Source organism: Dietzia sp. HMSC21D01, assembly GCF_001815995.1.
Taxonomy (GTDB): domain Bacteria; phylum Actinomycetota; class Actinomycetes; order Mycobacteriales; family Mycobacteriaceae; genus Dietzia; species Dietzia cinnamea.
The window spans coordinates 1-14,874 of the sequence record NZ_KV823599.1 but is presented as its reverse complement, the minus strand read 5'-3'; the positions used below and the strand labels follow the sequence as shown (position 1 = coordinate 14,874).

The 14,874-nt window shown below is 71.1% G+C and carries 13 protein-coding genes; 8 read left to right on the top strand and 5 right to left on the bottom strand.

Features of this window, described 5'->3' with window-relative positions; genetic code table 11:
- A partial coding sequence (locus tag HMPREF3086_RS00280) for a transglycosylase domain-containing protein (protein ID WP_070719663.1) occupies positions 1 to 2,088 on the bottom strand: 2,088 nt, incomplete at its 3' end.
- A gap of 130 nt (positions 2,089 to 2,218) precedes the next feature.
- The gene (locus HMPREF3086_RS00275; RefSeq protein ID WP_181365997.1) at positions 2,219 to 2,617 is read right to left on the bottom strand and encodes a DUF5318 family protein; all 399 of its coding nucleotides are present in this window, start codon (positions 2,615 to 2,617) and stop codon (positions 2,219 to 2,221) included.
- 242 nt (positions 2,618 to 2,859) lie between these two features.
- Here HMPREF3086_RS00275 and HMPREF3086_RS00270 point away from each other — a divergent pair, with 242 nt between their 5' ends.
- The 5 genes from HMPREF3086_RS00270 to HMPREF3086_RS00250 all read left to right on the top strand — a co-directional run bounded on the left by HMPREF3086_RS00270 (position 2,860) and on the right by HMPREF3086_RS00250 (position 6,127).
- On the top strand, positions 2,860 to 3,411 hold the full coding sequence (locus HMPREF3086_RS00270) for a PadR family transcriptional regulator (protein WP_063972772.1): 552 nt from the start codon (positions 2,860 to 2,862) through the stop codon (positions 3,409 to 3,411).
- A complete protein-coding gene (locus HMPREF3086_RS00265; protein WP_070719662.1) occupies positions 3,408 to 4,496 on the top strand; it encodes an inositol-3-phosphate synthase in 1,089 nt (362 codons plus the stop codon). Before HMPREF3086_RS00270 ends, HMPREF3086_RS00265 begins: the two co-directional genes overlap by 4 nt.
- A 22-nt stretch (positions 4,497 to 4,518) precedes the next feature.
- Positions 4,519 to 5,094 (top strand): hypothetical protein, encoded by a 576-nt coding sequence (locus HMPREF3086_RS00260; protein ID WP_070719661.1) that lies wholly within the window; start codon positions 4,519 to 4,521, stop codon positions 5,092 to 5,094.
- Positions 5,095 to 5,187: 93 nt separating this feature from the next.
- Complete coding sequence (locus HMPREF3086_RS00255) at positions 5,188 to 5,856, top strand: HemK2/MTQ2 family protein methyltransferase (protein ID WP_070719660.1); 669 nt, start codon at positions 5,188 to 5,190, stop codon at positions 5,854 to 5,856.
- Positions 5,843 to 6,127, top strand: coding sequence for a CDGSH iron-sulfur domain-containing protein (locus HMPREF3086_RS00250; RefSeq protein ID WP_239550455.1), 285 nt, complete (start codon positions 5,843 to 5,845; stop codon positions 6,125 to 6,127). Before HMPREF3086_RS00255 ends, HMPREF3086_RS00250 begins: the two co-directional genes overlap by 14 nt.
- A 143-nt stretch (positions 6,128 to 6,270) precedes the next feature.
- Here the strand turns inward: HMPREF3086_RS00250 and HMPREF3086_RS00245 are convergent, their stop codons facing one another.
- Together HMPREF3086_RS00245 and HMPREF3086_RS00240 are read right to left on the bottom strand one after the other, a co-directional pair.
- Positions 6,271 to 7,287: an iron-containing redox enzyme family protein gene (locus HMPREF3086_RS00245; RefSeq protein WP_070719659.1), complete on the bottom strand. Its 1,017-nt coding sequence runs from the start codon at positions 7,285 to 7,287 to the stop codon at positions 6,271 to 6,273.
- A 9-nt stretch (positions 7,288 to 7,296) separates the two neighbouring features.
- Positions 7,297 to 8,628 carry a hypothetical protein gene (locus HMPREF3086_RS00240; RefSeq protein ID WP_070719658.1) on the bottom strand — a complete coding sequence of 444 codons (1,332 nt, stop codon included), beginning with the start codon at positions 8,626 to 8,628 and terminating at the stop codon, positions 7,297 to 7,299.
- 142 nt (positions 8,629 to 8,770) lie between these two features.
- Here HMPREF3086_RS00240 and fdh point away from each other — a divergent pair, with 142 nt between their 5' ends.
- The 3 genes from fdh to nrfD are packed head-to-tail and all read left to right on the top strand — an operon-like array spanning position 8,771 to position 14,149.
- On the top strand, positions 8,771 to 12,088 hold the full coding sequence (gene fdh, locus HMPREF3086_RS00230; protein WP_371441627.1) for a formate dehydrogenase: 3,318 nt from the start codon (positions 8,771 to 8,773) through the stop codon (positions 12,086 to 12,088).
- A 4-nt stretch (positions 12,089 to 12,092) separates the two neighbouring features.
- On the top strand, positions 12,093 to 13,058 hold the full coding sequence (locus HMPREF3086_RS00225) for a 4Fe-4S dicluster domain-containing protein (protein WP_070719656.1): 966 nt from the start codon (positions 12,093 to 12,095) through the stop codon (positions 13,056 to 13,058).
- Entirely contained in the window at positions 13,058 to 14,149 is a 1,092-nt protein-coding gene (nrfD, locus tag HMPREF3086_RS00220) for an NrfD/PsrC family molybdoenzyme membrane anchor subunit (RefSeq protein ID WP_083324193.1), read from the top strand. The genes HMPREF3086_RS00225 and nrfD overlap by 1 nt, the downstream gene beginning before the upstream one ends.
- A gap of 8 nt (positions 14,150 to 14,157) precedes the next feature.
- On the opposite strand, the gene HMPREF3086_RS00215 is transcribed toward nrfD, so the two are convergent.
- A partial coding sequence (locus HMPREF3086_RS00215) for a SelB domain-containing protein (RefSeq protein WP_210401804.1) occupies positions 14,158 to 14,874 on the bottom strand: 717 nt, incomplete at its 5' end.

The window sequence follows — 14,874 nt, the reverse complement described above, 5'->3', positions numbered from 1 at the left end:
GGCCTGCGGGGCGGGGGCGGGCTGGACGGGTGCGGGCGCGACGCTCGGCTGGGGAGCGGTGCCGCCGGTCCCGGTACCGCCCGCGGTGCCCGAGCCGGTTCCGGAGGACTCCCACGAGGAGCGGCCGGCCTGACCGCCGATGTAGCCGGGCTCGGGGAAGGACTCCCAGTCGGTGCCGGATAGCGCACCGTCCATGGCCGACTTCCAGATGTCGGCGGGCACGGAGGCCCCGTACATCGTGCCGCCCCAGGCGTTGAGCAGCGGCTTGTTGTCGTCGGTGCCGACCCAGACCGCGGTGGCGATCGACGGGGTGTAGCCGACGAACCAGGCGTCCTTGTTGTAGCCGGTGTCGCCGAGCTGGGTGGTACCGGACTTGGACGCCGAGGGGCGCCCGCCGGCCAGCGCGTGGCCGTTCGAGTAGGCGGCGATGGGCTGCATCGCGGACGTGAGGTTGTTGGCGACGTCGGCCTCGACCACCTCCTCGCCCTCGATCGACGAGTTGTCAAGGAGCACCTCGCCGTCGGCGGTCTCGACCCGCTCGATGAAGTGTGTAGGCCGGTGGACGCCCTCGGCGGCGAAGGTCGCCAGGCCGGTCGCCATGTCACGGACGCGGATGGGGTACTGGCCCAGGATGAGGCCGTCGTACGGGTCCTCGCCCTGTTCGCTCAGGGTCTCCCACGGCAGACCCGGGATCTGCTTGGGGATGCCCGTGCGGTGCGCCATGTCGCGGACGTCGTTGGCGCCGTTGTCGAGCATCCGCTGCAGGCGGATGAACGAGGTGTTGAGCGACATCAGCAGCGCCTGGGAGATCGAGCAGGAGCCGCAGGACCGGCCGTCGACGTTGGTGACCGTGACGTTGCCCGTGGTGACCGGCGCGGAGGAGATTTGGGTGCCGAGGCCGATGCCCTGCTCGAGGGCGGCGGCGACGCCGAAGATCTTGAACGTCGAACCGGTCTGCAGCGGGGCGTTGGCGTAGTCCCAGCCCTCGGCCTCCTCGCCGCCGTAGTAGCCGATCACGCCGCCGGTGCGCGGGTTGATCGACACCACCGCCGTACGGTTGTCCGGGCTCTCGCCCTGCATGTTGGAGCGCGCCGCGTTGACGACGGCGTCCTGGGTCTTGGGGTCGATCGTGGTGATGATCTTGAGACCGCGGGTGTTGAGCATCTGCTCGTCGATCCCGGACTGGGCGAGCTCGGCGAGCACCTGTCGACGGATCGGGCCGTTGGTGGGGTCGCCGACGTTCTGCTCGACGGCCTGCGGGTCCTCGACGACCTGCGGGAACACGGCGTTGCCGCGCTGCTGCGCGTCGATGGCGCCCATGTCGCGCATGCCGTCCATGACGTAGTTCCACCGTCGCTCGGAGGCCTCGCGGTTGTTGAGCGGGTCGAGGGCGGAGGGCGACTGGATGACGCCGGCCAGCAGCGCACCCTCCTCCACCGTCAGCGCCTCGACGGGCTTGTTGAAGTAGGCGGTGGAGGCGGCGGCGATACCGTAGGCGCCGCGGCCGAAGTAGATGGTGTTGAGGTAGGCCTCGAGGATCTGGTCCTTGGACCACTCGTTCGTCATCTTGGCGGCGATGATGATCTCTTTGGCCTTGCGCTCGTAGGTGGGCGCGTCACCGACCATCGTGTTCTTGACGTACTGCTGCGTGATGGTGGAGCCGCCGCCCGCGCTGGACTCGCCGGTGATCTGCCCGATCACCGCGCGGCCGATGCCGGTCGGGTCGTAGCCCTCGTTGGTGTAGAAGGAGCGGTCCTCGGCGGCGATGACCGCGTTGCGCACGTGAACCGGCACCACGTCGAGCTCGATGAGCGTGCGGTTGCCCTCGGGCGGGACGATGCGGCCGATCATCGTGGTGCCGTCGCTCTGGTAGATCTCCGAGATCTGCTCCGTGCGGACGCTGCCGGGCTCGGGGATCTCGGTGCGGTTGTAGGTCACGACCGCGACCGTCAGGGGGACGACGAGGAGGACGACGGCGAGGAGGATCACCGTCGTCCAGATCGGATGGCGACGGACCCAACCGGTCTGTTCCGAGGCCCTGCCCCGGCCCTCGTCGGCGGCCTTACCCGTCCTGCCGTTCTGCGCCATGCTCTACCCTCCCGCGAGCCGATCCGACCGATCCGGAAGGCCCCCGGCGGCGGTGCTCTGGCGACCATTGTGTACGAAAAGGTCGCCGACGCTGTACTCCGGAGGCGTCGTCGGGCGCCGGGCGGGGTGTTCAGCGGTGGCGTCGGAGCTCTCTCGCCGCCCGTCGTACGCGCTTTCCGGTCCCCGGCGTGAGCCCCACCTCATAGGACTCGACGAGGTGGTTCCACGAGCAGCTGCGGCACACCTCGACGACGTGGACGGTGAACTCGTCGTGGGACAGGGCGAGCTGCTCGATCTCGTCGGCACCGCGGGCGGAACCGGACGCCGGGCCCAGGTCGTCGCCGAACACCCAGGACACCTCGGTGAGGTTCTCCTTGCGGCAGACGGGGCACACGGTCTCGGTGACCACGCCGTGGAAGCCGGCCGCGCGCAGGAGGTAGACGTCCGCGTCGCAGACCTCGCGCAGCGACAGTCCGCCCTCGCGCAGGGACGCCAGGACGCCGCGACGGCGCAGCGCGAAGTCCACCACCCGGCGGTGCCGCAGCGCCGCACGGCCGGTGGGGTCCTCCGGCCCCGGCGGGGGGCCGGGTCGCGGGAAGCGGGAGTCGGCCTGGTCCACGACCCCAGCCTACGGCCCCCGCCGGGGCATCGGGCTACACGTCGAGCCGATGCCACACGGCGGTATATCGGTCCGATACATCAGCGGGTGTACGATCGGTGACCGTCGCATGACATCCGCAGGCACGACCGACGTGGGAAGGGGGAGGTGGAGTGCTGGAACTGGCCATCCTGGGGCTGCTCGACGAGCGGCCGATGCACGGGTACGAGCTGCGCAAGCGGCTGTCCGAGATGCTCGGGACGGTCCGGACGGTGTCCTTCGGCTCCCTCTATCCGACGCTGCGTCGCCTCCAACACCAGGGCGACATCGTCGAGGACTCCTCGGCCGCCACCGCCACCCGGCCGCCCGCCACCGCGCGGCGCGGTCGCAAGACCTACCGCATCACCACGCGCGGCAAGGAGACGCTGGCGACCCTGCTCGACGAACCCGGGGCATCGTCGTTCACCGACGACGGCTTCGGCGTCCACCTGGCGTTCTTCGATCGCACGCCCGGCCCCGCCCGGGTGCGGTTGCTGGAGGGCCGGCGTCGGGTCCTGGAGGAGCGGCGCGAGGGTCAGCGTGACGCCGCCGCACGCACCGGCCCCACCGAACTGCGATACGCCCGGCAGCTCACCCTGCTCGGGCTCGAGACCAGCGAGCGCGAGCTGCGGTGGATCAACGAGCTCATCCGGACAGAGAACCCATCACAAGGAGAACCCCAATGACCGACCAGAAGGTGCGCGTCGCGATCGTCGGCGTCGGCAACTGTGCGTCCTCGCTCGTGCAGGGCGTGGAGTACTACAAGGACGCGGCGATCGACTCGATCGTCCCCGGCCTCATGCACGTGAAGTTCGGTGATTACCACGTCAATGACGTGCAGTTCGTCGCCGCGTTCGACGTCGACGGCAAGAAGGTCGGCATGGATCTCGCCGAGGCCATCCGCGCCTCCGAGAACAACACCATCACCCTCTGCGACGTCCCGCCCACCGGCGTGACCGTGCAGCGCGGCCCCACCCTCGACGGCCTGGGCAAGTACTACCGCGAGACCATCGAGGAGTCCGCCGCCGAGCCCGTCGACGTCGTGCAGGCCCTGCGCGACGCCGAGGTCGACGTGTTGGTGAGCTACCTGCCCGTCGGCTCGGAGGAGGCCGACAAGTTCTACGCGCAGTGCGCGATCGACGCCGGCGTCGCGTTCGTCAACGCCCTGCCCGTGTTCATCGCCTCCGACCCCGAGTGGGCGGAGAAGTTCCGCTCCGCGGGCGTCCCGATCGTCGGCGACGACATCAAGAGCCAGGTCGGCGCCACCATCACCCACCGCGTGATGGCCAAGCTCTTCGAGGACCGCGGCGTCGCACTGGACCGCACGTACCAGCTGAACGTCGGCGGCAACATGGACTTCAAGAACATGCTCGAGCGGGACCGCCTCGAGTCCAAGAAGGTCTCCAAGACCCAGGCCGTGACCTCCAACCTCGAGGGCTCGCTCAAGAACAAGGTCCACGACCGCAACGTGCACATCGGCCCCTCGGACTACGTGGAGTGGCTCGACGACCGCAAGTGGGCGTACGTTCGTCTCGAGGGACGTGCGTTCGGTGACGCCCCCATCAACCTCGAGTACAAGCTCGAGGTGTGGGACTCGCCCAACTCGGCGGGCATCATCATCGACGCCGTCCGCGCGGCCAAGATCGCCAAGGACCGCGGCATCGGCGGACCGATCCTGCCGGCCTCGGCGTACCTCATGAAGTCCCCGCCGGAGCAGATGGCGGACGACAAGGCCCGCGCCGAGCTCGAGGCCTTCATCATCGGGGCCTGACCAGCGCACCACAGAGGATCGAATGAACCCCACCGCGACGAACCACCGGCCCACCACCTCGGGACGTCGCCGTGTCCCGGCCGTCATCGCACTCGCGATGGCGGCCGGGGTCGCACTCTCGGCCTGTTCCGCCGACCCGGACGGCGAACCGGTCGCCCCGCCGGCGACGACGTCGAGCACCTCGTCGTCGTCGACCCCCTCGTCCCCCACGCCGACCCGCGACACCGCGGAACCGGTGTCCGCGCCGACCACCACCGCCGCACCCGCGGCGCCCGCACCTCCTCCGCAGCTGCCCGCGAACGTCGTGGGCGCCGGCGGGCCGTGCCAGATGCTCGGCGAGGTCGCCCAGGCCGAGGACGGATCCGCGCTGTTCTGCACCGAGGATCCCCGCGGCGCCGGCCCGTTGTGGCTGCCCCGCGCAGGATCCGTCCCCGAGGCCGGCGAGGGCGGGGGCGGACTCGCGGAGGCCGTCGGCCAGCCACGCCCCGGCGGGCCGTGCGCCCAGGAGGGCCTCGCCGTGACCGGCGCCGACGGCACCGTCCTGACCTGCAGGCTCACCGGCGGCGCGGACGTGCCCGGCGGCCTCTACTGGCAATAGCAGCTCCGTCTCGCGCGGTCACATCGGTTGCAGGCGCCGGCCCTCACAGATTGACTGGGCAACATCTGACCCCCTGCTCAACCGGAGGCCCCGATGACCCAGACCCGGTTCGCCCATATCGAGGTCGACGACGGCGTGTACGCGCCGCAAGATGATTCCTGGCTGCTCTGCGACGCACTCGAGGACTGCGACGTGGTCGCCGGTAAGCGCGTGCTCGACATCTGTACGGGCAGCGGCATCCTCGCCATCGAGGCCGCGCTCAAGGGCGCCCGCGAGGTGGTCGCCTACGACATCTCCCCCGCCGCCGTCGCCTGCGCGTCAAGCAACGCGGAGCGGGCGGGCGTCGACGTCGACGTCCGCCTCGGCACGCTGGCCGACGCCCGCTACGCCGGGCCCTTCGATGTGGTGGTGTCCAACCCGCCGTACGTCCCCTCCGACGCCCCGCTCGAGGGCACCGGCCCCAACCGCGCCTGGGACGCGGGCGCCAACGGGCGGGTCGTGCTCGACGAACTGTGCGAGCTCGCCCCCGACCTGCTCGCGCCCGGGGGGACCATGCTCATCGTGCACTCGGAGTTCTCCGACCCGCCGGAGACAGTCCGCAGGATGGAGGAGGTCGGATTCACCGCGCGGCCGATCGCCACGCGCACCGTCGACTTCGGGCCCGTCATGACCTCGTACGCCGAGCGCCTCGAGGCCGCCGGCCTGCTCGAGCCCGGGCGGCGTGAGGAGGAGCTGGTGGTGATCCGCGTTGACCGCAGCTGAGCGCGGCACGCGCGACGCCCGCGGGGCCAGCGGCTCGGCCGGCGACGGAAACGGCGCGACGCGCGACGCCCGGCGCGTACGGATCGTGCCGGGCGGCCCCATCCTGGTCGAGGGACCGGTCGACATGACCACGCCCGACGGGCACCGGGTGTGCTCGGACCGCTTCATGGTGGCGGTGTGCGCGTGTCGGCGCAGCAAGAACTACCCGCTGTGCGACACCAGCCACCGTCGCAAGGTGCGCCCCACTGACACGGACGACGCGCAGGGCTGACCACCCACCCAGGAATTCGCTACCCCGAGTAGGGATCCGCTACCCCTGTGGGAGTAGCGGACCGGGAGCGGGAGTAGCGGATGTGGGGCGGTGGCTACGTCTGCCCCGCCGCCGCGCACGGGTGGGCGGGGGCGCGAGGCGCGTCAGGGCAGGAGCGAGGACTCGCCGCGCTTCCACGCCGCGAGCATCTTCTCGGCCGCGAGGTCGTCGAGGTAGTCGAGCGCCCGCATCCCGAACACGATGTCAGCGGCGAGCGCGGGCTCGCGTCCGACCAGGTCGCCCACCACGTCGTGGCGCATGACCTGCTCGTGGACCGCGTCGGCCTCGACGTGCTCGGCGTAGAAGTGCACGCACTCCTCGGGAGCGTCCATCCGTCGCAGGCCCGCCACCAGGCGCGCGGACCCCGGCGAGGAGGTGATCTCGATCGCCGCGAAGTGCCCGATCGCGGCGCCGCGCAGCGACCGGTGCAGGCCGAACATCGACATGAGGTTGACCGTCGACAGCGTCTCGGCGCTCACCCGGTCGATATAGCCGAGGTACGACGGGTCCAACCCGGCCGCGCTCATGAGGTCCGCCCACAACTGCTGGTGGACGCGATCTCCGCGGCCACCACCGAACTCGTCGAACTCGACGGCCACGAACGACGCCTTGGCCTGACCCTGCAGCCGCGGGATCGCGAACGCGTGCGGATCCCCCTCCTTGAGGTGGTACAGCGAGCGGTGGGCGAAGTACTCGCGGATCTGATCCCAGGTGCCCTCGTCCTTGAAGTACCACGACGGGCCGGTGCCGGAGGTGGCCTCGACCGACATCGCGTCCATCTCGGCCACCGGGTCGTCGCCCGGCTCGACCGCGCCGCGCAGGTGCTCGACGAACACCCGCTCGAGGTCTCGACGCATCCGCAGGAGCTCCGGGTCCCACTCGAGTTCGGCATCGACGCCATCGAAGCCCCGGTAGTGCAGCTCGTACAACGTGTAGAGCGTCAGCTGCAGGTCGCGGCCCAGCGGCTCGACGTCGGCCGGCACCGCCGGCAGGCCGCCCGTGCGCCCGGTCGACAGCGCCCCGATCACCGCGTCGGACAGCGGCCCACACGCGCGGGGCAGCGGCGGCGCGGTCGTGGTGGCGTCGTTCACGGGGGCGAGGTCGGCGGGTGCGGCGGTCATGCCCCTTGTCTACCCTCTCGACCGGTCATCCTCCACCTGCCGAGAGGACTCGGAGTCGCTGTCTGCGATGACGCCCCCTCGGTCCGAGGCCCTGTCGTCGTCGACCTCTCGGCGCTCGTCACCGCCGGCGGCCGTGTCGCCACCGGGGTGCTCGCCGCGGCCCTGCTCGCCGTGGCTCTCCTCTCCGCGGCCGCGGGCGGCGTTGTCGTCGTCGCCGTCGTCGTTGTCGTCGTCGTTGTCGTCGTCCTCGTGCTCGCGCTCGATCCGCTGCTGCTCCTGCTGCTCGTCGGGGTCGCCCTCACGGCTCTGATAGCTGTCGAACATCTTGCGGCGCTCGTGCCACCGCAGGCTGTAGGTGGACTCGCGCACCACGTTCTCGTCGTCGAAGTTCGACCCCAGGGCGCCGGCGAATGCACCCAGGCAGCTGGAAAGCCACGCCAGGTGGACGTAGTCGAGCAGGACCGTGGGGCGACCGAGCTGCGTCCCCAGGTAGTCAGCGTCCATCACGGTGAGCGCCAGGACGAACATCGCCGCTAGGAGTGCGACGAACATGATGCCCACGCCGACCCCCACGGTCAGCACCGTGGCCGCGTTGTCCATCCGGCGGTTGCCAGGGGTGAACTCGTCGTCCCGCCGGGTCCAGAGCCCGTTGCGCAGGATGAGCCACGCGACCAGCGTGAGAACCCCCATCACGCTGATGAGCAGCAATCTGAGCGCGTGCAGCTCCACCGCCAGCGCGGCGATGCTGCCGTAGAAGATGCCGAAGGCGCCCGAGCCCGCGCCGGCGGCCACGACGCCGGACAGGGCCGTCACCATCCGGGCGGGCCGGTTGTTGTGCACCATGCCCGCGAGCAGGCGGGCCTTGTTGACGAGCCCGCGCCGGTGCGCCGGGGGCAGGTCGTCGGTGCCGGGCACACCCATTCCTTCGCGGCGGGTTCCCGAACGCACCAGCCGGAGCGCCAGCTCGCGGACCTTCGACCGCACGCGGAAGACCCCCAGCACCGGCACGCACACCAGGGCGGCCGCGGTCGAGCCGCTGACGTCGTACAACACCGGCACACCGTCGGGGTGGGTCGCCAGGTCCGTCAGATAGAGCACGAAGTCCCACCCGTGCTGCCGCAGCAAGCGGGGGGCGTGCTCGGTGAGCCTGATCTCTCCCTCCGGCCCCAGCGGGAGGGTTTCCTGGTCGACCTCCACCCTCCAGCGTCCCCCCAGTTCGCGCGTCAGGTCGTCGGCGAGGTCGTCCGCGATCGCCACCGCGACCCGGCGGGGCACTCCGGGGTCGGCCATGAGCCCGACGGTCGCCAACGCTCCGGAATCGGCCTGAGTCTGCTCGTCCACGCCACCATGATGCGGGTCGGCGGCGTTCCGGGGAAGGGTCGGTCACCGCCCGCCCGCGACCGGGCAAGTCCGACGGTGATTCGGTTGCGGGGCCCGGGGGGCTCGCGTTACATGGGGCCCGTACGCGAGTACGGGAGGTGGCATGTCGGAGACGGAGGACCAGCAGTCCGGGCCGGATCGGCCCCGGGGGTCCGGGCCCGAGCTGGCGAGGTACGGCTCGCCGCTCAACTGGCCAGTCTTGCGCCAGCTGGCCGGGTCCGACCTGCTCGGTCGCGGCAGTGCCACCCGTTCGCGCCGCTCGCTGGAGATCACCCCTCGTACGAAGACGGCCGACGGGGTAGTCAAGAGCGTCTGCCCGTTCTGCGCGGTCGGGTGCGGCCAGGACGTCTATGTCTCCGACGGCAAGGTCGTCCAGATCGAGGGGGATGACGACAGCCCCATCTCGCGCGGTCGCCTGTGCCCCAAGGGATCTGCGAGCAAGCAACTCGTGACCAACCCCGGGCGCATCACCACGGTCCTCCACCGCAAGCCGTACGCCACAGAGTGGGAGGAACTGGACCTCGAGACGGCGATGGACATGGTCGCCGAGCGCGTCCTGGCGTCGCGGGAAGAGTTCTGGGAGGACACGGACGACAAGGGCGACACGGTCCGGCGCACCCGCGGCCTAGCCAGCCTCGGCGGGGCGACGCTGGACAATGAGGAGAACTACCTCATGAAGAAGCTCTACACGGCGCTCGGCGCCATCGAGGTGGAGAACCAGGCCAGAATTTGACACTCCTCCACCGTTCCCGGTCTGGGAACCTCGCTCGGGCGTGGTGGTGCCACGAACTACCAGCAGGATCTGGCCAACGCTGACTGCATCGTCATCCAGGGCTCCAACATGGCCGAGGCCCACCCCGTCGGTTTCCAGTGGGTCATGGAGGCCAAGCGGCGCGGCGCGACCGTCATCCACGTGGACCCGCGGTTCACGCGCACCAGCGCCCTCGCGGACGTGCACGTGCCGATCCGCGCCGGCTCGGACATTGCGTTCCTCGGCGGGCTGATCAACCACGTCCTGACCACGGACTCCTACTTCCACGAGTACGTTCGTGCCTACACCAACGCGTCGACGATCATCGGCGAGGAGTTCCTCGACACCGAAGACCTGGCGGGCCTGTTCTCCGGGTTCGACAGCGGGGACCGGACGTACGACTTCGAGTCATGGCAGTACGAGGGTCGCGGCAACGACATACCGGACGAGAGCGGCTCGGGTGAGGACGACTCGGACGACGAGCCCGCGGAAGCCCCCGGCGCCGGCGGCGCCCGCGCCTCGGCGACCACCACCGATCCGAACGTAGACGAGACCCTCCAGCACCCGCGGTGCGTCTTCCAGATCCTCAAGCGGCACTTCAGCCGCTACACGCCGGAGATGGTCGAGCGCACCTGCGGCATCGCGACCGACGACTTCCACCGCGTCGCCCGGGCGCTGACCGAGAACTCGGGGCGGGAACGCACGTCGGCGTTCTGCTACGCGGTCGGCTGGACCCAGCACACCGTGGGCGTGCAGTACATCCGCACGGCCGCGATCCTACAGTTGCTGCTCGGCAACATCGGCCGGCCCGGCGGCGGCATCATGGCGCTGCGCGGACACGCGAGCATCCAGGGCTCCACCGACATCCCAACGCTGTTCGACCTGCTGCCCGGTTACCTGCCCTCTCCGGACGCGCACAGCCAGCCGGATCTGGACAGCTACATCGGCACCGACGACGAGGCACAGGGATTCTGGGGCAACATGCGCTCGTACACGGTCAGCCTGCTCAAGGCGTGGTGGGGTGACGCGGCCACCGAGGACAACGACTTCGCCTACGGCTATCTGCCCAAGCTCACGGACAAGGCCGACTCGACCGCGACCGTGCAGCGCCAGGTCAACGAGGGCGGCGGCGGCTACTTCCTGGTGGGTGAGAACCCGGCGGTGGGCACCGCGAACGGGCGGATGCAGCGCGCCGGGCTGGCCAATCTCGACTGGTTGGTCGTCCGCGACCTCGTCATGATCGAGTCGGCCGACTTCTGGAAGAACGGGCCGGAGATCGAGACCGGTGAGATGCGCACCGAGGACATCGGCACCGAGGTGTTCTTCTTCCCCGCCGCCAACCACGTGGAGAAGAAAGGCACGTTCACCAACACCCAGCGACTCCTGCAGTGGCGGCACCAGGCCGTCGAGCCGCCGGGAGACGCGCGCAGCGAGCTGTGGTTCTACTACCACCTCGGGCGTCGTCTCAAGGAGAAGCTGGCCGGCTCCACCGATCCGCGTGACCGGCCGCTACTGGACCTGACGTGGGATTACCCCATGGAACCCGGCACGGTGGACGAGCCGGACGCCGAAGCCGTGCTCGCCGAGATCAACGGCCGCGGCCCCGACGGCGAGCCGCTGTCCACGTACACGCAGCTCAAACCGGACGGCTCGACCGCATGCGGCTGTTGGATCTACTGCGGCGTCTACGCCGACGGCGTGAACCAGGCCGCGCGGCGCAAGTCCCGGCACGAGCAGGGCCCGGTCGCCCCGGAGTGGGGATGGGCCTGGCCCGCCAACCGGCGCATCATCTACAACCGTGCCTCGGCGGACCCGGAGGGCCGGCCGTGGAGCGAGCGCAAGGCGCTGATCCACTGGGACCCGGATGCGAACGACGGCGCCGGCCGGTGGGTGGGTGACGACGTGCCCGACTTCGAGGCCGACAAGTCTCCCGACTACACCCCACCCGCGGGGGCGGTGGGTCCGGAGGCGATCGGTGGCGCGCAGCCGTTCATCATGCAGGACGACGGCGTGGGCTGGCTCTACGCTCCCCGTGGGCTCGCCGACGGTCCGCTGCCCGCGCACTACGAGCCGCCGGAGTCGCCAGTGGCCAACCCGATCTATCCGGGCAGGGACGCCAACCCCGCCCGGTCGATCCGGCCGGGTCGGTACAACGAGACGCAGCCGGGGCACGGGGATCCGGGGACGGACGTGTTCCCGTTCGTCTTCACCACCTACCGACTGACCGAGCACCACACGGCGGGGGCCATGAGCCGGACGCTGCCGTACCTGTCCGAGCTGCAGCCGGAGTTCTTCTGTGAGATCTCCCCGGAGCTCGCGCGTGAGCGGGGCCTTGTCAACGGCGGGTGGGCCACGATCGTGACCGCCCGTTCCGCGATCGAGGCCCGCGTGCTGGTGACCCGTCGGATGACGCCGCTGCAGATCGACGGTCGGACACTTCACCAGATCGGGCTGCCCTACCACTGGGGTGGCAACGGCGTGAGCATCGGCGACCCGGCCAACGACCTGTTGCCGCAGCAACTCGACCCCAACGTGTCCATCCCCGCGACCAAGGCGACGAGCTGTGACATCGTCGCGGGAAGACGCCCGCGTGGCCCCGCGCTGCTCGAGTTCGTCGAGGGGTACCGTCGCCGCGCCGGCGCGCCCACCGAACCGGGAACGGAGAGCTAAAGCCATGTCCGCCTTTCTGTCCGACCTCGGACGGTCCTTCTTTGGGGACATCGACCCGGCCGGGGACAACGGCTACTCGGATCCGCCGCCGCGCAAGGGCTTCTTCACCGACACCAGCGTGTGTATCGGCTGCAAGGCCTGCGAGGTGGCGTGCAAGGAGTGGAACCTCATCCCCGAGGACGGCATCGAGCTGTCGGGGATGAGTTACGACAACACCCGGGCGCTGGGGGCGTCCACGTGGCGGCACGTCGCCTTTATCGAGCAGGAGGTGCCCGCGCGGGTGGCGGGCGCGTCCGTCGCGTCGGCGCCGAGTGCGCCCGTCGACCTGGGTATGCCGGCGCCGACCCTGCCCGGTGACTCCCCCGACGCCGGCGAGTCCACCGACTTCCGCTGGCTCATGGAGTCGGACGTGTGCAAGCACTGCACCCACGCGGCGTGCGTCGACGTGTGCCCGACCGGTGCGCTCATGCACACCGAGTTCGGCACGGTCGTGGTGCAGAGCGACATCTGCAACGGGTGCGGGTACTGCGTGAGCGCGTGCCCGTACGGCGTGATCGAGCGGCGCTCGGGGCCGGCGGGCGACCCCGCGGTGGGCATCGCGCAGAAGTGCACGCTCTGCTACGACCGGCTCACCGAGGGGCAGACCCCGGCGTGCGCCAAGGCGTGCCCCACCGAGTCGATCCAGTTCGGTGATCTCGACGAGCTCCGCGAGCGCGCGGCTGGCCGGCTGGACCAGCTGGTCGAGGCCGGCGAGCCCAACGCCCAGCTGTACGGTCACGACTCCCGCAACGGCGTGGGCGGTACGGGCGCGTTCTTCCTCCTGCTCGACGACCCCGAGGTGTACGGGTTGCCGCCGGATCCCGTGGTGACGACGCGGCACGTGGGGTCGATGTGGCGCCAGGCGGCGCTGGCGGCCGTGACGCTGTTGGGCGGCGCCGTGGCGGCGTTCGCCGCGGGGGGACGGTCCTGATGGCCGTCGACGGTGGGAACCGCGCCGAGCACGACGACGACAAGGCGGGCGTCACAGAAAACCCCGGGCAGCGCGCCCGGCCCCGCCGGAAGGGCCGCGGGGGCCGCGAGCAGCTCGTGGTGCCCCCCGCGGAGTTCCGCTCGTACTACGGCAAACCGATCGTCAAGGCTCCGCCGTGGAAGTACGACATCGCGGCGTATCTCTTCCTCGGCGGGCTGGCCGGTGGCTCGTCGCTCCTCGCGGCCGGCGCGGACCTGGCCGGGCTGCCCAACCAGCGTCGCTCGGCGCGGATCGTCGCGCTGGGCGGGATCACCGGCAGCCTGTACTTCCTGGTCAACGACCTGGGGCGCCCCGAACGGTTCCACCACATGCTGCGGGTCCTCAAGCTCACGTCGCCGATGAGCGTGGGCACCTGGATCCTCTCGGCGTACGGGCCGTTCGCGGGCCTGGCGCTCGGTGAGGAGATCGTGCCGGTGCTGCCCGAGAAGCTCGCCCGGCGGCTGCCGACCGGACTCATCGCCCGGGCTTCGAGGCCGGCCGGCATCGTCGCGGCGCTCGTCGCCCCGGCGGTCGCGTCGTACACGGCGGTGCTGCTCAACGACACGTCCCTACCGAGCTGGAGCGCCGCGCGTCGGGAGTTGCCGTTCGTGTTCGTCGGCAGTGCCGCGGCCGCGTCCGGCGGGGTGGGCCTGCTGCTCACTCCGCTGGAGGAGACCGGCCCCGCCCGTCGGCTGGCGGTGGGCGGAGCCGTTCTCGAGCTCACCGCCGACCAGATCATGCAGCGGTCCATGGGCATCACCGCGGAGCCGCTGCACGAGGGCCGGGCCGGGAAGTACCACCGGGCGGCGCAGATCCTCACCGGCACCGGTGCGGTGGGCGCGGTCCTCGGGCGGCGCAGTCGACTGCTGTCCGCGGTGTCCGGCCTGGCGATGGCGGCCGGCTCGGCGTGCACGCGGTGGGCGGTGTTCCACGCCGGCATGGCCTCGGCGCAGGACCCGAAGTACGTGGTGGTCCCCCAGCGTGAGCGCCGCGACGCCCGCGGCGGCGGCGAGGCCTACGCCGAGCAGGTGGGCGACGACCGCGCCCGTTGACGACCGGATCAGGTGACGATGTGGCCGTCGTCGCCCTCGCGGCGGGTGAGCCCGCGCGCGGCGAGCGCCTCGAGCAGCGGCATCACCACGCGCCGCGAGGAGTCCAGGTGCGTCCGAGCCGCGCTCGGGGTGAACGGCTGCGGCAACTGGCGTAGCCGGCGCACGGCCTCGTCGAAGACGTCCTGGCCCAGCCACACCCCGGCGCCCAGTCCGGTCAGCAGTCCGGCGCGCCCGCACGCGGCCAGCTCGCGCGGCCCGAGGCCCAGCTCGTCGAGCTCGTCGGCGGTGGGCGCGTCGAACGGGGCGACCCGCAACCGCTCGGCCACCTGCTCCGCGGCGGAACGAACCTTCTCCGGTAGCGCAGCCGCGCCGGCCGTCACCCGCCCGCCCTCCGTACGCAGCGACGCGGCGGCGGGCTCCGCGAGCACCGCCTCCAGCAGTGCGGCATCCGGCAGGTCGAGGGTGCGACGCGCGGACTCCGTGGGCAATCCGGGATCGAGGGGGTCGTCGCGGTCGTGCACACGGACGGCTTCGACCAGGCGTCCGGCCAGCGCGGCCGCCCACTCCGGGTCGATGAGCCACCCGCGGTACGCCTCACCGACGGGCGGGGTGGACACGCCCCACGCCCGCAGGTCGTCGACGTGCGCGACACCCCGTCGACGCAGCTCCGACCCCAACTCCGGCGACTCGGGCACCTGCGTGAGCTCGGCCGCCCGCCGGCGGGC

Excerpts from the sequence above, each read along its gene's own strand:
- HMPREF3086_RS00245 (WP_070719659.1), bottom strand. The coding sequence starts at position 7,287 with ATGACCGCCGCACCCGCCGACCTCGCCCCCGTGAACGACGCCACCACG.
- nrfD (WP_083324193.1), top strand. The coding sequence starts at position 13,058 with ATGGCCGTCGACGGTGGGAACCGCGCCGAGCACGACGACGACAAGGCG.
- HMPREF3086_RS00255 (WP_070719660.1), top strand. The coding sequence starts at position 5,188 with ATGACCCAGACCCGGTTCGCCCATATCGAGGTCGACGACGGCGTGTAC.
- HMPREF3086_RS00225 (WP_070719656.1), top strand. The coding sequence starts at position 12,093 with ATGTCCGCCTTTCTGTCCGACCTCGGACGGTCCTTCTTTGGGGACATC.
- HMPREF3086_RS00265 (WP_070719662.1), top strand. The coding sequence starts at position 3,408 with ATGACCGACCAGAAGGTGCGCGTCGCGATCGTCGGCGTCGGCAACTGT.
- HMPREF3086_RS00260 (WP_070719661.1), top strand. The coding sequence starts at position 4,519 with ATGAACCCCACCGCGACGAACCACCGGCCCACCACCTCGGGACGTCGC.